This is a genomic window from Rhodosalinus sp. K401 (assembly GCF_041365735.1).
Lineage (GTDB): Bacteria > Pseudomonadota > Alphaproteobacteria > Rhodobacterales > Rhodobacteraceae > Rhodosalinus.
Genome location: NZ_JBGFSI010000002.1, coordinates 373400 through 393733 on the forward strand (window position 1 = coordinate 373400; position 20334 = coordinate 393733).

The 20334-nt window shown below is 71.0% G+C and carries 22 protein-coding genes; 9 read left to right on the top strand and 13 right to left on the bottom strand.

What is annotated here, in order from left to right:
• Positions 1 to 87: 87 nt before the first annotated feature.
• Both AB6A66_RS04345 and AB6A66_RS04350 read left to right on the top strand, forming a co-directional pair.
• Positions 88 to 1551: a leucyl aminopeptidase gene (locus AB6A66_RS04345; protein WP_371054920.1), complete on the top strand. Its 1464-nt coding sequence runs from the start codon at positions 88 to 90 to the stop codon at positions 1549 to 1551.
• Positions 1551 to 2009, top strand: a complete 459-nt coding sequence (locus AB6A66_RS04350) for a DNA polymerase III subunit chi (RefSeq protein WP_371036426.1) — start codon at positions 1551 to 1553, stop codon at positions 2007 to 2009. The genes AB6A66_RS04345 and AB6A66_RS04350 overlap by 1 nt, the downstream gene beginning before the upstream one ends.
• A 6-nt stretch (positions 2010 to 2015) precedes the next feature.
• Here the strand turns inward: AB6A66_RS04350 and AB6A66_RS04355 are convergent, their stop codons facing one another.
• The 11 genes from AB6A66_RS04355 to AB6A66_RS04405 all read right to left on the bottom strand — a co-directional run bounded on the left by AB6A66_RS04355 (position 2016) and on the right by AB6A66_RS04405 (position 9661).
• Entirely contained in the window at positions 2016 to 2630 is a 615-nt protein-coding gene (locus AB6A66_RS04355; RefSeq protein ID WP_371054921.1) for an endonuclease, read from the bottom strand.
• An 85-nt stretch (positions 2631 to 2715) separates the two neighbouring features.
• Positions 2716 to 3597, bottom strand: a complete 882-nt coding sequence (locus AB6A66_RS04360; protein ID WP_371054922.1) for a F0F1 ATP synthase subunit gamma — start codon at positions 3595 to 3597, stop codon at positions 2716 to 2718.
• The gene (locus tag AB6A66_RS04365; RefSeq protein ID WP_371054923.1) at positions 3584 to 5140 is read right to left on the bottom strand and encodes an alternate F1F0 ATPase, F1 subunit alpha; all 1557 of its coding nucleotides are present in this window, start codon (positions 5138 to 5140) and stop codon (positions 3584 to 3586) included. Before AB6A66_RS04365 ends, AB6A66_RS04360 begins: the two co-directional genes overlap by 14 nt.
• Entirely contained in the window at positions 5137 to 5943 is an 807-nt protein-coding gene (locus AB6A66_RS04370; RefSeq protein ID WP_371036422.1) for a hypothetical protein, read from the bottom strand. The genes AB6A66_RS04365 and AB6A66_RS04370 overlap by 4 nt, the downstream gene beginning before the upstream one ends.
• Positions 5944 to 5946: 3 nt before the next feature.
• The gene (locus AB6A66_RS04375) at positions 5947 to 6225 is read right to left on the bottom strand and encodes a F0F1 ATP synthase subunit C (RefSeq protein WP_371036421.1); all 279 of its coding nucleotides are present in this window, start codon (positions 6223 to 6225) and stop codon (positions 5947 to 5949) included.
• A gap of 2 nt (positions 6226 to 6227) precedes the next feature.
• A complete protein-coding gene (locus AB6A66_RS04380) occupies positions 6228 to 6938 on the bottom strand; it encodes a F0F1 ATP synthase subunit A (RefSeq protein WP_371054924.1) in 711 nt (236 codons plus the stop codon).
• A gap of 3 nt (positions 6939 to 6941) precedes the next feature.
• Positions 6942 to 7226 (bottom strand): ATP synthase subunit I, encoded by a 285-nt coding sequence (locus tag AB6A66_RS04385; protein WP_371054925.1) that lies wholly within the window; start codon positions 7224 to 7226, stop codon positions 6942 to 6944.
• The gene (locus AB6A66_RS04390; protein WP_371036418.1) at positions 7219 to 7527 is read right to left on the bottom strand and encodes an AtpZ/AtpI family protein; all 309 of its coding nucleotides are present in this window, start codon (positions 7525 to 7527) and stop codon (positions 7219 to 7221) included. Before AB6A66_RS04390 ends, AB6A66_RS04385 begins: the two co-directional genes overlap by 8 nt.
• Complete coding sequence (locus AB6A66_RS04395; protein ID WP_371036417.1) at positions 7524 to 7913, bottom strand: ATPase; 390 nt, start codon at positions 7911 to 7913, stop codon at positions 7524 to 7526. Before AB6A66_RS04395 ends, AB6A66_RS04390 begins: the two co-directional genes overlap by 4 nt.
• Positions 7903 to 9312: a F0F1 ATP synthase subunit beta gene (gene atpD / locus AB6A66_RS04400; RefSeq protein WP_371054926.1), complete on the bottom strand. Its 1410-nt coding sequence runs from the start codon at positions 9310 to 9312 to the stop codon at positions 7903 to 7905. The genes AB6A66_RS04395 and atpD overlap by 11 nt, the downstream gene beginning before the upstream one ends.
• A gap of 82 nt (positions 9313 to 9394) precedes the next feature.
• The gene (locus AB6A66_RS04405) at positions 9395 to 9661 is read right to left on the bottom strand and encodes a hypothetical protein (RefSeq protein ID WP_371054927.1); all 267 of its coding nucleotides are present in this window, start codon (positions 9659 to 9661) and stop codon (positions 9395 to 9397) included.
• A 266-nt stretch (positions 9662 to 9927) separates the two neighbouring features.
• Here AB6A66_RS04405 and AB6A66_RS04410 point away from each other — a divergent pair, with 266 nt between their 5' ends.
• From AB6A66_RS04410 to AB6A66_RS04430, 5 genes are all read left to right on the top strand, one after another.
• Entirely contained in the window at positions 9928 to 10377 is a 450-nt protein-coding gene (locus tag AB6A66_RS04410; RefSeq protein ID WP_371036415.1) for a hypothetical protein, read from the top strand.
• A gap of 127 nt (positions 10378 to 10504) precedes the next feature.
• Entirely contained in the window at positions 10505 to 13255 is a 2751-nt protein-coding gene (locus AB6A66_RS04415; protein WP_371054928.1) for a cation-translocating P-type ATPase, read from the top strand.
• Between the two features lie 93 nt (positions 13256 to 13348).
• A complete protein-coding gene (locus AB6A66_RS04420) occupies positions 13349 to 13564 on the top strand; it encodes a dodecin family protein (protein ID WP_371036413.1) in 216 nt (71 codons plus the stop codon).
• Between the two features lie 42 nt (positions 13565 to 13606).
• Positions 13607 to 14071, top strand: a complete 465-nt coding sequence (locus AB6A66_RS04425; RefSeq protein WP_371054929.1) for a YbhB/YbcL family Raf kinase inhibitor-like protein — start codon at positions 13607 to 13609, stop codon at positions 14069 to 14071.
• A 116-nt stretch (positions 14072 to 14187) separates the two neighbouring features.
• The gene (locus AB6A66_RS04430) at positions 14188 to 14769 is read left to right on the top strand and encodes an HPF/RaiA family ribosome-associated protein (protein ID WP_371036411.1); all 582 of its coding nucleotides are present in this window, start codon (positions 14188 to 14190) and stop codon (positions 14767 to 14769) included.
• 10 nt (positions 14770 to 14779) lie between these two features.
• On the opposite strand, the gene AB6A66_RS04435 is transcribed toward AB6A66_RS04430, so the two are convergent.
• Positions 14780 to 15316 (bottom strand): Hsp20/alpha crystallin family protein, encoded by a 537-nt coding sequence (locus AB6A66_RS04435; RefSeq protein ID WP_371054930.1) that lies wholly within the window; start codon positions 15314 to 15316, stop codon positions 14780 to 14782.
• A 193-nt stretch (positions 15317 to 15509) separates the two neighbouring features.
• Here AB6A66_RS04435 and AB6A66_RS04440 point away from each other — a divergent pair, with 193 nt between their 5' ends.
• Together AB6A66_RS04440 and AB6A66_RS04445 are read left to right on the top strand one after the other, a co-directional pair.
• Complete coding sequence (locus AB6A66_RS04440) at positions 15510 to 16481, top strand: efflux RND transporter periplasmic adaptor subunit (RefSeq protein ID WP_371054931.1); 972 nt, start codon at positions 15510 to 15512, stop codon at positions 16479 to 16481.
• Positions 16474 to 19713: an efflux RND transporter permease subunit gene (locus AB6A66_RS04445; protein WP_371054932.1), complete on the top strand. Its 3240-nt coding sequence runs from the start codon at positions 16474 to 16476 to the stop codon at positions 19711 to 19713. The genes AB6A66_RS04440 and AB6A66_RS04445 overlap by 8 nt, the downstream gene beginning before the upstream one ends.
• A 15-nt stretch (positions 19714 to 19728) precedes the next feature.
• Here AB6A66_RS04445 and AB6A66_RS04450 read toward each other — a convergent pair.
• Positions 19729 to 20334: XdhC family protein (locus tag AB6A66_RS04450; protein ID WP_371054933.1), on the bottom strand; the 606-nt coding region annotated here is incomplete at its 5' end.

Genomic DNA, 20334 nt, shown 5'->3' on the forward strand with positions numbered 1-20334 from the left:
GCGGCCTGAAACTGCTATCTGGCAGAGCCGGCGCACCCGCGCTAGGACGTGGGGCACGATCCGGACAGAAAATGCAGGGAGCCGCCGATGACCCGACCCGTCGCCGTGACATTCGCCGAAACCGATCTCGACACGCTGGCAGACCGCGAGGGGCGCGTCGCCGTCCTCGTCGAGGAGAGCGGGCGGCTCGACGCCGGCGCGCGCCGGGTGAACCGGCTGACCAAGGGCGCGGTGGCGCGCGCGGTCGAGTCGCCGCGCTTTGCCAAGCTGAAGCCGGGCGAGGCGATCACCCTGGCCTGGCCCACCGGCATGGCCGCCGAGGCGGTGGAGATCGTCAGCCTGCCGCGCCGGCCCTCGGTGGCTGAGGCGCGCAAGGCCGGCGCGCGGGTGGCGCGCGGCGAGGGGGCGCTCACGGTGCTGGCGGGCAATCGCCGCAATGCCGCGGAACTCGCCCTGGGCGCGGCGCTGCGCGCCTACGCGTTCACCGAGCACAAGGGCGAAGAGGCCCCCGCGCCCGGCCCGGTCACGGTGATGGTGTCCGACCCGAGCGCGGCCGAGGCCGCCTGGGTGCCCTGCGCCGCCCGCGTCGAGGGCGTCTATCTCACCCGCGACCTCGTGAGCGAGCCCGCCAACATCCTCAACACGATCCAGTTCGCCGAACGGCTCGAGGGGCTGCGCGACGCCGGCGTGGAGGTGGAGGTTCTGGAAGAGCCCGACCTCGAGAAGCTCGGCATGGGCAGCCTGCTGTCGGTGGGGCAGGGCTCTGCCGCGCCCTCCAAGGTGGTGGTGATGCAATGGAAGGGCGGCGCGAAGGATGCCGCGCCGCTCGCGCTTGTCGGCAAGGGCGTGGTCTTCGACACCGGGGGCATCTCGCTCAAGCCGGCGCTGGGCATGGAGGACATGACGATGGACATGGGCGGCGCGGCGGTCGTGTCCGGCGTGATGCGGACAGTGGCGCTGCGCAAGGCGAAGGCCAACGTGGTGGGTATCGTGGGCCTCGTCGAGAACATGCCCTCGGGCACGGCCATGCGGCCGGGCGACGTGGTGACCTCGATGAAGGGCGACACGATCGAGGTGATCAACACCGATGCCGAGGGCCGTCTCGTGCTGGCGGACGCGATGTGGTACGCTCAGGAGCGTTTCAAGCCTGCCGGGATGATCGACCTGGCCACGCTCACGGGCGCGATGATCATCGCGCTCGGCCACGAGAAGGCGGGCGTGTTCTCGAACGACGACAAGCTGGCGGCGGCGTTCCTGAAGGCGGCCGAGGCGGAGGACGAGGGCGCGTGGCGCCTGCCCATGGGCGATGCCTATGACGAGCTGATCAAGAGCGATATCGCGGACATGAAGAACGTGGGCGGCCGCACCGCGGGCTCGATCACCGCGGCGCAGTTCTTGGGCCGGTTCGTCAAGGAAGAGACCCCCTGGATTCACCTCGACATCGCGGGCGTGGCGCGGGTCGGCAAGGACACCGCGCTCGCGCCGAAGGGGGCCACGGGCTGGGGCGTGCTCGCGCTCGACCGGCTGGTGGCCGACCGTTTCGAGGACTGATGGGCGCGGCCTACTTCTACCACCTCACCCGCCGCCCGCTCGAGGAGGCGCTGCCGCAGCTTCTCGAGCGGGCGCTGGCGCAGGGCTGGCGGGTGGCGGTGCGCGGCACGGATCCCGAGCGGATCGACTGGCTCGACCAGAAGCTCTGGCTCGGGCCGGAGGAGCGTTTCCTGCCGCACGGGCAGGCGGGCGGCCCGCATGACGCCCTCCAGCCGGTTCTGCTGACGACCTCGCACGAGGCCCCGAACGCCGCGGCCTGCGTGATGGCCGTGGACGGCGCACGCGTCTCGCCCGAGGAGACCGCGGCCCTCGAACGGGTGTGCATCCTTTTCGACGGCAACGACAGCGCGGCGGTGGAGGCGGCCCGCGACCAGTGGCGCACGCTCACCGGCGCGGGCTGCACCGCGCAATACTGGTCGGAGGCGTCGGGCCGCTGGGAGAAGAAGGCCGAGGCCTGAACCCGCTCAAGTGGCGCGCATGAGCGCGGCGAGCAGGCCTGGCAGCCTTGCGCGGCCGACGAGGTCGCCAAGCCCCTCGGGCGTCTCGGGAAGGCCTCGCCGCGCGGCCTCCGAAAGGGTGCGGCTGTCGGCGTAAGGGTAGAGCTCGTCCCACGCCACCTGCGCCTCGCGGCAGAAGATGTCGGCGCCGAGATCTCCGATCCCCTTGAATTCCCGGAGCAGGCGATGCTCCTCGTCCGGGTCGCGCCCCGCGGCCTGGCGCAGGCGGCGCAGGTCGCCGCCGTAGTCGTCGAGGAGCTTTTCGGCCAGCTCTCCCAGCATGGTCGCCGTCTTCTCGTCGAAGCGCGCGTAGCCCGCGCCGTTCAGGACCTCCACCCGCTCCTGCCAGGTGCTGTCGGCCAGTTTCGCGGGGGTGGTCCAGCCCGCCTCTGCAAGCGCGGCGGCGGCGCGCATGGCGAGATCCGAGGAGATCCGCGCGCTGAGCAGAAGCGCCGCGCACAGGAACCGGAAGAGTGGCGCAGGCGTGTTCTGCGAAAGCTCGAGGCCGAGCTCCCCGGCGAGCGAGGGGCCGTGGCGCGCCATCAGATCGGCCGCGATGTCCTTCTGCGTCGTGCCGGTCACGTCGTCCTCCTTCGGGCAGAGCTTCGCCCGCAATGCCCGCCCCCGGCAATGACGCGCGTCAACCGGTGCCTGCGCGCGTCCGGCCTCAGCCCCGGTGCCGCACCGCCTCGAAGCCCGAGACCACGTCGAGAAGCTCTCGCGTGATCGTCTCCTGGCGTTTCAGGCGGTAGCGGCCCTCAAGCTCCTCGCGCCGGTCGTCGATGTTGCGCTCGGCGCTCTGCATCGCGGCGAGCCGGGAGGCGTGCTCGCTCGCCAGCGATTCGGCGAAGCCGCGGTAGATCGCCACGAAGACATGCTGGCGGACGAGCCAGGAAAAGAGCGCGGACCGCTCCATCCGGTAGGTCGGGCGCGACGGCCCGGACCAGGGCCGCGCGGCCAGTTCCCGCAGATACCGCTCCGGCACGGGCACGAGGCGCCGGTCCATCGGCTGGGCGAGCGCGTCCTGCGTCCGGCGGTTGTAGGCCAGCGTCACCGACCGCACCTCGCCCGCCGAGACGCGCCGCTCGATCTCCACCGAGAGGGCGTTGACCGCCTGCGCCAGTCCCGAGATTGAGCCGGGCAGCGTGAAGACCCCGTCGGCCGGCGCGCCCAGCGCCTCGAGCCGCGCGGCGGCGCGGATGCCCACCACGCCCACCAGCCGGGTATGGCCGTCCCGCACGGTCTCCAGCCAGGTCGATGCGTGCTGCGCGATCCGGTCGTTGAAACGCCCGCACAGCCCGCGATCCGAGCCGAGGACCACTAGACCGTCGGGCCCTTTCGACGACGCGCCGCGGCGCTCCAGCGGCGGGCCGTCGCGCAGCACGACCTGCAACCCCATTTCCACCGAGCGCTCGTATTCGCCCACCGCCTCCACCGCGCGCTCGTAGCCGCGGATGCTGGCCGAGGAGAGCGATTTCATCGTCCGCACGATGGCGCGGATATCGCCGGTGGTGTCGAGCTTCTCGCCGAGCGACTCAAGCGTTTCCATCGCCGCGCTCCCCGCCCGAACCGCCCCCGCGCATGTCGTCGAGCGCGCCCTCCATCGCCTTCAGAAGCGCGTCGCGGTCCGCGTCCTCCAGCGCGCCGCCCTCCGCAAGGCGGGTGGTGATCTCCTCGCAATTCTTTCGCGCGGCGTCCATCGCGCGCCGCTCCGCCCGGGCGATGTTCTCCACGGGGATGTCGTCGAAAAGGCCCGACGTGGCGGCGAGCAGGGCGGCGATCTGGTCGGGCACCGAGAGGTGCAGGCCTTCGGACTGGCGCAGTATCTCGCGCACCCGCCGCCCGCGGGCGAGCTTGGTGCGCGTCTCCTCGTCCATCTGGGTGCCGAAGCGCGCGAAGGTCTCGAGCTCCTCGAACTGGGTGTAGAAAAGCCGCAGGTCGCCGGCCACGGCGCGGTAGGCGGGCAGCTGCGCCTTGCCGCCCACGCGGCTCACCGACTTGCCCACGTCGATGGCGGGAAGCTGTCCCTTCTCGAAAAGCTTGGGCGACAGGTAGATCTGCCCGTCGGTGATCGAGATGAGGTTGGTGGGGATGTAGGCGGAGATGTTCTGCGCCTGCGTCTCGATCACCGGCAGCGCCGTGAGCGAGCCGCCGCCATGGGCGTCGCGCAGATGGGTTGCGCGTTCCAGCAGCCTTGAGTGAATGTAGAAGATGTCGCCCGGGTAGGCCTCGCGCCCCGGCGGGCGGCGCAGCAGCAGCGAGATCTCGCGATAGGCGCGGGCGTGGCGCGTGAGGTCGTCGTAGACGATCAGGACGTCGCGGCCCTCGGCCATGAACGCCTCGGCGATGCTGGTGGCGGCGTAGGGCGCGATGAACTGCAGCCCCGGCGCGTCCTCGCCGCTCGCCGCGACGACGACCGTGCGCTCCAGCGCGCCCTCGTCCCGCAGCCGCTGGATCACCCGCGCCACCGCCGAGGCGCGCTGGCCCACGGCGCAATAGACCGAGACGACGCCGCTGTCGGCCTGGTTGAGGATCGTGTCGACCGCGATGGCGGTCTTGCCGGTCTGCCGGTCGCCGAGGATGAGCTGGCGCTGACCCAGGCCCACGGGGACCGCCGCATCCACCGCCTTGATCCCGGTCTGAAGCGGCACCTCCACCGGCGCGCGATGCATGATGGGCGGCGCGGTGCGTTCCACCGGGGCGCGGTCCTCGGCCTCGAGCCGCCCCGCCTCGTCGAGGGGCCGGCCGAGCGCGTCCACCACGCGGCCCAGAAGCGCGCGACCCACGGGCACGTCCACCACCCGGTGCGTGCGGCGCACCCGGTCGCCGGGCCGGATGCTTTCGGTTGGCCCCAGAACCATCACGCCGGTTTCCCGCTCGCCCAGGCTGGAGGCGATCCCCATGAGCCCCGCGCCGAAGCTGACGAGTTCGTCGGCGTGCAGGTCGGTGAAGCCCACGACCCGCGCGACCCCGTTGCCCACGCTCGTCACATGGGCCAGGTCGGCCACCTCGAGCTCGGGCCGGGTGTCCTCCAGAAGCGTCTCCAGCGGCTCGAAGAACGCCGCGCGCCCGATCTCGTCGCGCAGCGTCATGCGTCCGCCGCCTTGCGCGCCCCGCCATCCCGCGCGGTGTCGGTCCGGGCCTCGATCGCCTCGCGCACCGTGTCCTCCAGCCGGTCGAGGTGCCGCTCGCCCGACCAGCGCACCGTCTGGTCGCCCGCGGTGAGGCTGAGGCCGATCAGGAGATCGGGGTCGGTGTCGAAGCGGATCCGGGCGTCCTCGTCGTCGAGGATCCCGCGGATGGCGTGCGCCACATGCGCGCGCGCCTCCTCGGGCAGGTCGAGCCCGCTTTCGACGACGAGCGGCCCCTCCGCATCGGCGGCCGCGCCCGAGAGCCGCGCGCGCGCGTCCTCGTCCAGCGCCTCGAGCCGGCGCGCGAATTCCCGCGCGGTCTGCGCGGCCAGCTCGGTGTCGGCGAAGTCGCGCAGAAGCCGGCGCACGGTCTCGAGGATGAAACGGTAGACTCGCTCCTGCAGGCTTCCGACGATCTGGTGGCGCTCGTCCTCGAGATGGCCGAGCCAGGCGCGGCGCTTCCGGTCCACCTCTTCGCGCGCCTGCGTTTCCAGCTCGCCGCGAAGCTCCTCGGCGTCCTTGCGCGCCTCGGCGAGGATGTCCTCGCGCCGGCTTTCGAGATCCTCGCGCTCTTCGCGCAGGCGCGTCTTCTCGTCCTCGGCGGTACGGCGCGCGTCGCGGGCCTCGGCCATCCGGTCGGCGATGCGCGCCTCGCGCCGCGCCATGGCCGCGGTGATCGGGCCGTAGAGGAAGCGTTGGAGCAGCCAGATCAGGATGAGGAAGTTGACCAGCTGCGCCGCGAAGGTGATCCAGTCGACCTCCACCGCCTAGCCTCCCGCGGCCTGTGTCGCGACCTCCGTGAACGGGTTGGCGAAGAGCAGGATCATCGCCACGACGAAGCAGTAGATCGCGGTCGACTCGATCATCGCGAGGCTCACGAAGAGGGTGCGCGTGATCGTGTTGGAGGCGTCCGGCTGCTGCGCGATCGCGCTGAGCGCGCTTGCCGCCGCGCGCCCTTCGGCGAGCGCGGGCGCGATCGCGCCGACGGTGATCGTCAGCCCCGCCGTGACGATCGAGGCGATCGCGACCAGTGTGGACGTGTCCATTCTCAGTCTCCCTTGCTAGAGCGGTCCTGCGCGTCGGTCTCGCGTTCGCGCCGGCTGCGCGTGGCCGAGGCAATGTAGACCATCGCCAGGACGGCGAAGATATAGGCCTGGATGAGCCCGGTGAGCAGCCCCAGAAGGCGCATCACGACGGGAAAGAAGAACGGCGCGATGCTGATCAGGATGCCCACGATCACCGTGCCGCTCATCACGTTGCCGTAAAGCCGCACGGCGAGCGAGATCGTGCGCGAGATCTCGCTGATGATGTTGAAGGGCAGCATGAAGGGCGTGGGCCGGATGTAGGTGCGCAGGTAGCCCAGGATCCCGCGCTCGGTGATCGAGAAGAGCGGCACCGCGATCAGCACCGCCACCGCCAGCGCCGCCGTCGTCGACAGCGAGCCGGTGGGCGGGACATAGCCCGGCACCACCGTCAGCAGGTTCGACACCGCGATGAACAGGAAAAGCGTGCCGATGAAGGGCAGGTAGCGCCCCGGCCGGTCGGCGCCGATCTCGGCGATCTGGTCGCGGATGCCGGTGACGACGACCTCGAGCATCACCTGCCAGCGCGAGACCGTCTCGCCCTCCGACAGGCGCGAGGTGATCGCCCAGGAGACGGCGACCAGAAGCGCCATCACCGCCCAGGTGAAGACGATCGTGGCGTTGAGCGCGATACCCCGCCATTCGTGCAGGACCCACGCGTCGGGGCTGATCTCCATCGCCTAGCCCTCCCGCGTGGGGCGCCGCGCGGCCCGCGTGGCCCAGAGCCGCGCGGCGAGAAACCCCAGCGCCGCAAGGCCGATCCCGGCCGCACCGACGCCCGTGGCGATCGCCGCGGCGAGCGCGCCCAGCACCAGCGCCGCGCGCGCCGCGGCGCCTGCCGCGAAGCGCCCCCAGCCGCCCGTGCCGAGCGCGCGAACCGAGCGCCAGAGCAGCCCGAAATAGGCCGCGCCGAGCGCCGCGCCGGCCAGGAAGGCCCCGAGAAGCGGCAGCGCGGCCTCAGTCATCCCGGCCCTCCTTCTGCACCCAGTACCAGGCGTTCAGGCAGCCCAGTACGACGCCCGCGAAGAGGAAGGTGAGCGTCCACGAGATCTCGCCCCCGGTGCGCGCGTCGAGCCAGACGCCGAGCGCGATGCCCAGCACGGTGGGCACCGCCACCGCCCAGCCGACCAGCCCGAACATGGCGAGGCCGAAGAACGGGTTGTCCTTGCCCTCGCGCAGCGCCTTCTGCTTGCGCGTGGCCTTGCGCGCGATCTCGCGCGCGTCCTTGTCGGCGGGCCCCTCGTCCGTGTCGGTCTTCTTCGTCATGCCGAGATGTCGAGCTCCCTGAACTGGCGCATGAGTTCGAGTTCCAGCCGCGCGAGGGCGGCGCGCTCCGCGCGCTCGGTCTCCTCCAGCCGGCGGAACGCCTCCTCGACGCGATCGCGCACGGTCGCCGGATCCTCGCCCAGCACCGCCTCGCGCGTTGACACGAGCACGTCCTCGCCCCGCTTGACGAGCGTGCCCTGCGTGACGCCGGCATAGCGCTCGCGCCCCTCCGCGTCCTCGTAGAAGACAAGCCCGGCCGCGAGCTGCGAGACGAAATCGATGTGGTTGGGCCACATGCCGAACGCGCCGTCGGGCGCCTCGGCCACGATGCGCCGCACCCCGGTGTCGAGGCGGATCTCGCGCGGGGTGACGATCCTAAGCCGCATCCGGGGCCCCTTCGTCGTGCGCGCCGCGGTCGATCTCGTCCACCGTGCCGATCATGTAGAAGGCGCTTTCGCCGGTTCCGGAGAATTCGTCTGCGAGGATGCGCTCGCAGGAGGTCAGCGTGTCCTCGAGCTGCACGAACGTCCCCGCGCGGCCCGTCATCGCCTCGGTGCTGAAGAAGGGCTGGGTCAGGAACCGCTCCAGCCGGCGGGCGCGGCGCACGGTGGCGCGGTCGCCCTCGGAGAGCTCCTCGAGGCCCAGCATCGCTATGATGTCCTTGAGGTCCTCGTACTCCGCAAGCGCGTTGCGCACGGCGCGCGCCACGCGGTAGTGGCGCTCGCTCACCGTTCCGGGCGTCAGCATCTTCGAGAAGGACTTCAGCGGATCGATCGCGGGGTAGAGACCCTCGGCCGCGCGCTTGCGGGACAGCACGATGGATGCGGACAGATGCGAGAAGGTGTGCGTGGCCGCCGGGTCGGTGAAGTCGTCAGCGGGCACGTAGACCGCCTGCACGGAGGTCATGGCGCCGCGATCGGTGGAGCAGATCCGCTCTTCCAGCGCGGCCAGCTCGGTGCCCAGCGTGGGCTGGTAGCCCACCCGCGACGGGATGCGCCCGAGCAGGCCCGAGATTTCCGAGCCGGCCTGCACGAACCGGAAGATGTTGTCGATAAGCAGCAGCACGTCGCGGCGCGCGTCGTCGCGGAAATACTCCGCCATGGTCAGCGCCGCGTGGCCCACGCGGAAGCGCACGCCCGGGCTTTCGTTCATCTGCCCGAAGATCATCACCGTGCGCTCCAGCACCCCGGCCTCGCCCATCTCGCGGTAGAGTTCCTCCGCCTCGCGGCAGCGCTCCCCGATGCCGCAGAAAAGGCTGACGCCCTCGTACTCGGCCACCATGTTGTGGATCATCTCGGTGATGAGCACGGTCTTGCCCACGCCCGCGCCGCCGAAAAGCCCCGCCTTGCCGCCGCGCTCCAGCGGGCAGAGCAGGTCGATGGCCTTGATGCCGGTCTCGAAGGTCTCGTTCTCCACCCGGCGGCGTGACAGCGCCACCGGCTCGCCGTGGATCGAGCGGCGGGGCAGGTCGGGCAGCGGGTCGCCGTCGTCGATGGTGTCGCCGAAAAGGTTGAACACCCGCCCGAGCAGCGCCTCTCCCACGGGCACCGCGAGCGGCCCGCCGGTGTCGCGCACGGCAAGGCCCAGCCGCAGCACCGGCGCTGGGTCCAGGATCAGGCCGCGCGCGGTGTCGTGGGACGGCAGATCCGCCACCTCGATCGTCACGGACGGATCGGACAGCGTGACGAGCCGCGTGCCGATCTCGGGCAGCGCCCCCTCGAAGCGGATATCGGCCACCCCGCCCTCGAGGGCCACGATCTTGCCGGTCCGGCCTTCGTCCGTCACCTGTCCCGCTCCGTGCGTTTGCACCCGGGCGCTTTCGCGCACGGCCCTCGGATCCTTCTAGGAAGCGCCGAGGCGGCCCACCTTAACCTCGATCAAATGCCCCGCCGCTCCCCTGGGGCGGGGGGATGCGCGGCGTGTCCCGGCGGCCCTCGGGCGCGCCGGCGCAGAACAGCCGGCGGCACCGCGCCACGGAGGCCGGCGTCATCCCGTAGTAACGGGCGATTTCCGCGTCGGCGAGCCCGTAATCCCGCATCGCGCGAAGCGAGGCCGCGGGCATCGGGCCGAGCTTGCGGGCAAGAAGCCCCCGGTCCCGGCCGGCCGGCGATGATGGTCCTGCACGATCGGGCATGTCGCCTCCTTCATGCGCGCATGGGCGCACCCCACGACGTGATCCCTGCGGCGGCGCCCGGGCGCATTGATCGCGCTCATTGAGCGGTGCCGCGCCGCGAAGGATAGCACACCGTCCGGCGGCGCGTATCGCCCCGACTTCGCCGCGATGCGGCAAGCCGGGCCCGCCCGGGGATTTCCCGGACGTCCGTTGACAGAGATTAATGCGCGTGCGGCGCCGACGCGTCATGCAGCCCCCGACGCGACGGACATCCGAGGAGGACAGACATGGCCAGTTCGAAATCCACCGAGACGACGACCGGCGGAATTCCCGAGATGATGCAGCAGGTTCAGCGTGCCTTCGGATCCAGTCCGCTCGCCGCGCCGCAGATGGAGGAATTCTGGAAGGCGCAGGAACAGCTTCTCGACGAGGCGGAGGCGTTTTCGCGCCACTGGTTCGAGCGTCGCCACGTCGCCGCGCGCACCGCGATGGAGACCGCGCGCGAGCTGCGCGAGGGCGGCGTGAGCGATCCGGGCTCGGCGATGAAGGCCATGGGCGACTGGCAGGCCGAATCGGTCCAGCGCATGGTGGCCGACTGGCAGGAATGGCTTGAACTGTGCCAGCGCTGTGCCGGGCACATGTCGGCCGGCGGCATGGACGCGCAGAGCGAAAACACTGCGAGCGCGCGGAAGACCTCGGGCACCCGGAAGGCGCCGGCCTCGTCGGGGAATTCCTGACCTCCTGACGCGCGCGGTCTGCGCGGGCGGCCGCGCCTGCCTTGATCTGGGTTAAGGCGGGACGCCGGTCCCCGCAGCATCGTCGCCGCGCCTGCGTGCATCCGCGCGGCGTGGAGCGGAGGCGCCCTTGGCACGTCCCCTGGAAGACGCACATGCGCGCCCGGCCGCGGACGTGGCCGAAGAGCTGGATGTCACGCCAGAGAAGGGGCTTTCCGTCCGCGAGGCCGAAAGACGGCTCGAGGAGCACGGCGAGAACAAGCTGCGCCGGACGGAGCGCAAGAGCGTCGTCGAGATCCTCGTCCACCAGTTCCAGAGCGTCATCGTCTGGCTTCTCGCGGCGGCGGCCGTGCTGTCCTTCGCGCTTGGCGACCTGGCCGAGGGCCTCGCCATCGTGGCGGTTCTGGTCATCAACGGCTCCATCGGTTTCGTGACCGAGCTGCGCGCCGCCCGCTCGATGGAGGCGCTTCTCGACATCGCGGAGGTCCGCACCCGCGTCCGCCGCGACGGCAAGGAGCGGCGCATCGACGCCCACGATATCGTGCCCGGGGACATCGTCGTGCTCGAGGCGGGCGACGTGGTCACGGCCGATCTGCGGCTCGTCGCGTGCTCCAACCTGCAAAGCGACGAATCGGTCCTGACAGGCGAATCGGCTCCCGTCGCCAAGAGCGGCGACGCCGCCGAGGCGGAGGCGGGCGTGGGCGACCGCCCCGGCATGGTCTTCAAGGGCACGGCGATCACCCAGGGCGGGGGCGCCGGCGTGGTGGTGGCCACCGGCATGGAGACCGAGATCGGCCGGATCAGCGACCTCGCGCAGAGCGCGAAAGGCGAGGCGGCGCCGCTCGAGCGGCGCCTCGACCGGCTCGGCCACCGCCTTGTCTTCCTGACGCTGGCGCTCGCCGTCGTCGTCATCGGGATCGGCCTCCTGCGCGGCTACGAGATGGCCGCGATCGTCCAGACCGGCATGGCGCTCGCCGTGGCCGCCGTGCCCGAGGGCCTGCCGGTGGTGGCCACGCTCAGCCTCGCGCGGGGGATGCTGCGGATGTCGCGGCGCAACGCGCTCATCCGGCGGCTTTCCGCGGTCGAGACGCTGGGCGCGACGACGGTGATCCTGACCGACAAGACCGGCACGCTGACCGAGAATCGCATGACCGCGGTGCGCTACCTTCTCGCGGACGAGGACGTCGAGGTGGACTGCAACGGCGAGACGGCGTTCATGTCCGACGACAGCGACGTCTCGCCGGAAACGGACGACCGCCTTGCCTGGGCGCTGCGCGTGGGTGCGCTCTGCAACACCGCCTCGCTCGGCGACGGCGCGGAAGACGACGCGGGACAGTCCGGCGATCCGATGGAGATCGCCCTGCTTTCCGTGGCCGAGGCGTCCGGCGAGGGGCGGGAGGCGCTGCTCGAGCGCCACGAGACGCGCGCCGAGCATGCCTTCGATCCCGATCTGAAGATGATGGCCACGGTGCATGCCGCAAAGGAGGGCGTGATCTTCGCGGTCAAGGGCGCGCCGGAGGAGGTGGTCGCCGCCTGCACGCAGGAACTGGGCCCCGACGGCCCGCGGCCGCTTGACGAGGCGGGCCGGGAGGACTGGATGTCGCGTAACGGCGCGGCGGCCCGGGACGGCCTGCGCCTTCTCGCGCTCGCCATGAAGCGGGGGGCAGGCGAGGACGAGGAGCCCTACGAGGACCTCGTGCTGGTGGGGCTCGTCTGCCTGCTCGATCCGCTGCGCGAGGCGGTGACCGAGGCCATCGCGGCCAGCCGGGCGGCCGGCGTCAGGGTGGTCATGCTGACGGGCGACCATGCCGACACCGCGGAGACCATCGCGCGCGATGCGGGGCTCGGCGACGGCGAGCTCACGGTCATCCCCGGCTCGGACCTGGCCGGTTTCTCGGCCGAGGAAGCGGACGAAGAGACGCGCGAGCGTCTGCTCAGGGCGGACGTGTTCGCCCGTGTGGCGCCCGACACGAAGCTCGATCTTGTCACGCTCTACCAGGACGCGGGGCATGTCGTGGCGATGACGGGCGACGGGGTCAACGACGCGCCCGCGCTGAAGAAGGCCGATATCGGCGTCGCCATGGGGCAGCGCGGCACCGAGGTCGCGCGCGAGGCGTCGGACATGGTGCTGAAGGACGACGCCTTCGGCACGATCATCGACGCCATGCGGCAGGGGCGGGTCATCTTCGGCAATATCCGCCGCTTCGTGGTCTACCTGATGTCGTGCAACGTGAGCGAGGTGCTGGTCGTCGGACTGGCCATCGCGGCGGGGATGCCGGTGCCGCTGCTGCCGCTGCAGATCCTCTACCTCAACCTCGTCACCGATGTCTTTCCGGCCTTCGCGCTGGGCCTCGGCAAGGGGGACGAGGAGGTCATGCATCAGCCGCCGCGCGATCCTGATACCTCGATCGTGGACCGGCCGCGCTGGGTGCTGATCGCGGCGCTGGGCGCTGCGATCACTGTGGCCACGCTCGCCGCCTTCGCGCTCGCGCTCTACTGGTTGCGCCTGTCGACCGAGCAGGGCGTGACCGTGGCCTTCGTCACCCTCGCGCTGGCGCAGCTCTGGAACGTGTTCAACCTGCGCAGCCCGGCAAGCGGCTTCTTCGGCAACGTCGTCACGCGCAACCCCTATGTCTGGGGGGCGATCGCGCTTTGCCTCGGGCTCGTCGCAGTCGCGCTCTGGATGCCCGGGCTGTCGGATCTTCTGGGGCTGCCCGCGCCCGGGCCGGCGGGGCTGGGGCTCGCGCTGGGGATGAGCGTCGTGCCGCTCGCCCTGGGGCAGCTTCTGCTGACGCTCGCGAGCCCCGACTGGCTCGACCCGCACGAGTGGGAGGTGCCCGGCAGCGCGGCCGCGGCCCGTCCCGACCGATCGGACCGTTAACCGCCGTCAATGCAGGGCCCGGCCGTGTGGCGGTATCAACCCGGATGCGCCCTGCCAGGGGCAGGGGCAACGCAACGCGGAAAGGAAGACGCCATGACCATGCTCAAAGTGATCGAGGTTCTCGCCGAATCCGACAAGAGTTTCGAGGATGCGGCACAGAATGCCGTGACGCAGGCATCCGAGAGCGTCCGGAACGTGAAATCCGTCTACATCAAGGAAATGAACGCGAGCGTCGAGAACGGCAAGATCACCAGCTACCGCGTGAACGCCAAGATCAGCTTCGCGCTCGACGGCGGGTCGGCCGCCTGACGGGGTCCGGGGATCGGTGCAAACGGAACGAGGATAGCCACGATGCTCATGCTGACGAGCCCGGACTTCAACCCGGGCGAGACCATCCCGACGCGCTTCACCTGCGACGGGCAGAACGTATCGCCCGCATTGCGCTGGACGGGCGTGCCCGAGGGCGCGAAGGAGTTGCTTCTGGTCTGTGACGACCCCGACGCGCCGGACGGCACCTTCCATCACTGGACCGCCTACAACATCGCGCCGGACCGCGATTTCCTGCACGCGGGCTTCGGGCCGGAATCGATCGAGCCGGGCTTTCGCCAGGCCGTGAACGATTTCGGAAAGCCGGGCTACGGCGGCCCGTGCCCGCCCGAGGGGGACAAGCCCCACGCCTACCATTTCAGGCTGAGCGCGCTGAGCGACAGGATCGTGTCGGCGGCGCCCGACGCGACCTGCGTCGAGGTGATGCGCCTCGCCGCGCCCTACATCATCGAGTTCACCGAGCTCGTGGGCGTCTACGGCCGCCCCTGAGGCCCGGCCGACTTGCGCGAGGTCAATGCGCACGGCGCGCCGCGGCGTGAAGCTGCCTTGCAGCGTCCGCCCGCCGCGGGGCGCGGCGCGCTTAATGCAACGGAGATCGACGAGACATGCAGACGCCCCTGGAACTGACCTTCAAGCATGTGGAGCCCACCGACGAGATCAAGGCTCTCGTCCGCGAGAAGGTCGACCACCTCGAGACCTTCACCGACCAGATCACCAGTTGCCACGTCTACATTCGCGCGCCGCACGGCAGCCAGCGGCAGGGCAATCTCTACGAGGTGACGGTGGAGGCACGCGTGCCGGGCGACGAGCTCGTCGTGCATCCCCGGCAGAAGGACGCGGCCGCGCACGAGCATCTGCAGGTGGCCATCCGTGATGCCTTCGCGTCGATGGAGCGTGAGATCAAGCGCTGGAAGGACAAGATCCGCGGCGACGTGAAGGTGCATGACGGGCCCTTGCAGGGCAAGATCGTCGAGATCCACCACGACGAGGGCTATGGCCAGATCATCGCGACCGACCAGCGGCTGATCTATTTCCACCGCAACGCGGTCGTCGACGGCAGGTTCGAGGACTTGAACCCGCGCGACACGGTGGAGCTTGTGGTGCAGACCGGCGAAAGCGAGATCGGCCCGCAGGCGAGCACTGTCCGCCCGATCGGCGCGATGGAATACGATCCCTCCGGCGGGTGATCCGGCACCGTCAGCCGCCCGGTTTCACCTCTATCCTGCGGGGTGCCGCCGCCGCCTCCGGCCTGCGCGGCACGCGCACGGTCAGCACGCCATTGGCGAAGTTCGCCTTCGCCGCGTCGGGGTCCACGCCTTCGGGCAGCCGGATGACGCGACGAAAGGCGCCGTAGCGGCGTTCGCAGAGGGCGAGTTCGCCAGCACCGTCGCGCGCATCGACCTCCTCGCGCTTTTCGCCGGAAATGGTCAGGGTGGTGTCGGTGACCTGAACGTCGATGTCCTTCATGTGCAGCCCGGGCAGTTCCGCGGTGACGCGGACCTCCTCGTCCGACGCGACCATCTCCACGGGAGGCACGTGCGCCGCGGCGCCGTCCGGCATCGCGGCGCCCAGCCGGCGGCGCAGCGGGCCGAAGGCGCTGCCCGCGTGAATGTCCTCGAAAAGCGCGTCGATCTCGTCGCGAAGCTTCCAGAGCGGCGCGAGGCCGCGCGCGGCGATCGAGCGGCGCGCCTCTTCGGTCTCGGCGTCGGGGGCGGTTTCGGGCATGTCCGTCATGGTCGGTCGGTCCTCGCTGTGGAGGGCGATGCGGTCAATATCGCCCGGCGTCAGGATGGCGGGCTTGCCTTCGGGCGGCATTGTCGGCGATCAACGCAGGCGACGCTTTTGCGCCAGATCAATGAGGCGCCGCATTGCCGGGCCTATCCACGGTGAACGGGGCGCATGCGCCCGCAACGAGAAGGGGCCCCGAATGCGTGCGCTTTTGATCCCGGTATTGCTGATGGCCGCCGCGGGCGCGGCGCGGGCCGAGACGGTCGAGGTCGCCCGCGTGACGGTGACGGAGTGGAAGCCGATCTACGGCGAGGTCGCCACCCGCGACCGGGTGCCTGCCCGCGCCCGCATCGGCGGCACCGTGCGCATGCTCGATGTGTCCGAGGGCGACCGCGTCGAGGCGGGCCAGCGCATCGCGGTGATCGAGGACGACAAGCTCGAGTTCCGGATCGACGCGCTCGATGCCCGGCTCGAGGCGCTGCGCGCTCGCCTCGCCACCGCGCGCACCGACCTGCAGCGGGGCGAACAGTTGATCGAGCGCGGCGTGATCACCACCCAGCGGCTCGACCAGCTTCGCACCGAGGTGGAGGTGCTGCGCGGAGAGATCTCCAGCGTCGAATCCGAACGCCTCGTGGTGGAACAGCAGATCGAGGAGGGCGAGGTTCTGGCCCCCGAGGCCGGCGTGGTTCTCAGGGTGCCCATCGCGCGCGGCTCGGTCGTCACGCCCGGCGAGGCGCTGGCCGAGATCGGCGGCGGCGGCGCATTCCTGCGCCTGGCCGTGCCCGAACGCCATGCCGAAAGCCTGGCCGAGGGCGACAGCATCGAGATCGGCGGCGCGGATGCGTCGCGCCAGGGCGCGCTGGTGAAGCTTTACCCCCTGATCGAGGGCGGACGGGTGCAGGCCGACGTGGAGGTAGAGGGGCTCGACGCCCGTTTCGTCGGCCGGCGCGTGCCCGTGCGCCTGCCGGTGGGCACGCGCGCGGCGATCCTCGTGCCGCCCGGCGCGCTCGAGCGTACCGGCGGGCTCGATTTCGTGACGGTCGAGACGGGCGACGGCCCGCTCCGCCGGGTGGTGGTTCCCGGCGCGCAGGTCACCCATGACGGCCGGACATGGCGCGAGATCCTGAGCGGCCTCGCCGCCGGCGAGACGCTGGTGATCGAGAATGAGTGAGCGGCAGGGCCGGGACGAGGACACCCCCTCCGCGCCGGAGGGGCCGGGCCTTGCGGGCCGCCTGACGCGCGCCTTCATCGCCTCGCCGCTGACGCCGCTTCTGCTGCTGGCCTCGCTCGCGGTAGGGCTCATCGCGCTGGTCAGCCTGCCGCGCGAGGAGGAGCCGCAGATCTCCGTGCCGCTCGTGGACATCCACGTGCGCGCCGACGGGCTCCGCGCCGAGGACGCGGTGAAGCTCGTGACCGAGCCGCTCGAGACCATCGTCAAGGGCATCGACGAGGTCGAGCACGTCTATTCCGACACCCGCGACGACCGGGTCATGGTGACCGCGCGCTTCGTCGTGGGCGTCTCCGCCGACATCGCGATCCTGCGCGTGCGCGACAAGATCCTCGCCAACCTGGACCGCATCCCCGTGGGCATCCCCGAGCCCCTGGTCGTCGGGCGGGGCATCAACGACGTGCCCATCGTCTCGCTCACCTTCTCGCCCGCGGCGGGGCAGGGCGGGGTCACCGCCGCCGACCTCACGCGGATCGCCCGCGAGGTGGAGGTGCGCCTCGCCCGGATCGAGGATCTGGGCCTCACCTTCCTGATCGGCGCGACGGAAGAGGCGCTGCGCGTGGCGCCCGACCCGGCGCGGCTGGCGCTTCACGGCATCACCCTTCAGCAGCTCGCCGCGAAGGTGCAGGGCGCCAACGCCGCCGCGCCCGTGGGCCGGCTGCGTGACGAGGGCGGGCAGATCGAGCTCGTGATCGGCGAGACGCTGTCCAGCCCCGCCGAGATCGGCAATCTGGAACTGACCGCGCGCGACGGGCGCACCGTCTACGTGCGCGACGTGGCCGACGTGGCCTTCGTCTCGGATCTCGACGAGCATCACGTGGCCACCTTGGCGCGCGGACCCGATGGCGAGGTCGCCCGCGCGCCCGCGGTCACGCTCGCGCTCGCGAAGCGCGCCGGGGCCAACGCCGTGACCGTGGCCGAGCAGATCCTGCACCGGGTGGAGGAGATGCAGGGCCACGTCATCCCCGAGAGCGTCGAGATCGAGGTCACCCGCGACTACGGCGAGACCGCGAACGAGAAGGCCAACGAATTGCTCTTCCACCTCTCGCTCGCGACGATCTCGATCGTGATCCTCGTCTTCCTCGCGATCGGCTGGCGCGAGGCGGTGGTGGTCGCGGTCGTCATTCCGGTAACGATCCTGCTCACGCTCTTCGCGGCCTATTTCATGGGCTACACGCTCAACCGGGTCTCTCTTTTCGCGCTGATCTTCTCCATCGGCATCCTGGTGGACGACGCCATCGTCGTGATCGAGAACATCGCGCGGCACTGGGGCATGAAGCGGCAGTCGATGTCGCGGCTCGACGCGGCGGTGGCCGCGGTGGCCGAAGTGGGCAACCCCACCATCGTGGCTACCCTGACGGTTGTGGTGGCGCTCCTGCCCATGCTCTTCGTCTCGGGGCTGATGGGCCCCTACATGAGCCCGATCCCCGCCGTCGCCTCGGCCGCGATGATCTTTTCCTTCTTCGTGGCGGTGATGATCACGCCCTGGCTCATGCTCAAGGTCGCGGGGCGCGCGCCGATGGATCACGACGGCGAGGGCGAAGGCTTCCCCGGCGGGCGGCTCGGCCGCTTCTACGCGGCGATGGCGCGGCCCGTGCTGGCGCGCAAGGGCGGATCGGCGCTCTTCCTGCTGATCGTCGCCGCGCTCTCCTTCGGCTCGCTCGCGCTCTTCTACACCAAGGACGTGACGGTGAAGCTTCTGCCCTTCGACAACAAGTCGGAGCTTTCCATCGTCGTGGACCTGCCCGAGGGCGCGAGCGTGGAGGCGACGGACGCCGTGGCCGAGGCGGCCGCCCGGATCGCGCTCGACCTGCCCGAGGTGATCTCGGCCCAGACCCATGCCGGAACCGCCGCGCCCTTCAACTTCAACGGGCTCGTGCGCCACTACTACCTGCGCCAGACGCCCGAGCTTGGCCAGGTGCAGGTCAACCTGGAGGCCAAGCACCACCGCGACCGCGTCAGCCACGAGATCGCGCTCGACCTGCGAGAGCGCCTGCGCGCGCTCGACACGCCCGAGGGCACGGTGCTCAAGGTCGTGGAGCCGCCCCCCGGCCCGCCGGTGATCGCCACGCTTCTGGCCGAGATCTACGGGCCCGACGCCGAGACACGGCGCGAGGTGGCCGGCAAGGTGCGCGCCGCCTTCGAGGAGGTGCCCTTCGTCGTGGACGTGGACGACAGCCATGGCGCGCGCGCGCGCCGCCTGCGCGCGGAACTCCAGCCCTCGGACATGGATTTCTTCCGCGTGGCCGAGCGCGACGCGCTGGAGACGCTACGCCTGCTGAACGGCGAGACAACGGTGGGGTATTCGCACCGGGGCGAGGGGCGCCGGCCCATCCCCATCGTCGTGGCGCGCGACCGCTCCCGGCGGGTGATGGACGCCGAGGCGCTCTCCACCCCCGTTCCGGCCAACGCGCTGCCCGGCGGGCGCGGCGTGGTCGAGCTCGGCGACGTGGTGGAGATCGTGGAGGAGGAAACCTCCTTCCCGGTCTTCCGCCACAACGGCTACGACGTGATCATGGTGACCGGCGAGCTTGCCGGGGATTTCGAGGCGCCGCTCTACGGGATGCTCGAGGTGGCCGACCGCCTCGACGCGATGGACTGGCCCGAGGGCGCCAAGCCCGTGGTGAAGCTGCACGGTCAGCCGGAAAGCACGGAGGCGCCGGTGTTGCTCTGGGATGGCGAATGGGAGGTCACCTGGGTCACCTTCCGCGACATGGGCGCGGCCTTCGCGGTGGCGCTTCTGGGCATCTACATCCTCGTCGTGGCGCAGTTCGGCAGCTTCCGCCTGCCGCTGGTGATCCTGACGCCGGTGCCGCTCACCTTCCTCGGGATCATGCTCGGCCACTGGCTCTTCGCCGCGCCCTTCTCGGCCACATCGATGATCGGCTTCATCGCGCTCGCGGGCATCATCGTGCGCAACTCGATCCTGCTCGTGGACTTCATCCGCCACGCCGATCCCGAGCGGCGGGTGACCATCGACATCCTGATCGAGGCCGGGGCCACGCGGTTCAAGCCGATCCTTCTCACCGCCATCGCGGCGATGATCGGGGCGAGCGTGATCCTCTTCGACCCGATCTTCCAGGGCCTCGCCATCTCGCTGCTCTTCGGGCTGGCCTCGTCCACGGCTTTCACGGTGCTGGTGATCCCCGCGATCTACCGCCTCGCCAAGACCTGAGACCGGCGCCCCGGCTCAGGGCCCCGCCGCGGCCGGGTTCCGGGCCAGGAGCGCCGCCGCCACGCCCACCGCGATCGCCTGCGGGTGCTTGCCGAGGCTGGGCTCGCCGATCGGGCAGCGGATGCGCGCCACGGCCTCCGGCGCATGCCCCGCCGCCTCCAGCCGCTTGCGGAACCGTGCCCATTTCGTCGCCGATCCGATGAGCCCGCAGCCCGCGAAGCCGCGCCGCAAAAGCGCGTCGCAGAGCGCGAGGTCGATGTCGTGGCTATAGGTCATGACGNGCCGCAAAAGCGCGTCGCAGAGCGCGAGGTCGATGTCGTGGCTATAGGTCATGACGTAGTGCCAGGCGCCTTCGGGCGCATGCGCGGCGAGCCGCGGCAGGTCCGCGGCCGGCACCGCCGCCACGCCCTCGGGCGGCGGATCCGGCAGGCGCTCCGGCCCGGTGTCCGCCAGCGTGACCGACAGCCCCGGCAGGGGTGCGAGCGCGCCGGCGAGGGCGCGGCCCACATGCCCCGCCCCCCAGATCCAGACGGGCAGGCCGGGGGGCGAGACCACCTCGGCGAACCAGCCCGCCGCCCAGCCCGGCCCGGCGGGCGGGCCCGCGCCCGGCGCCGCCCCGGG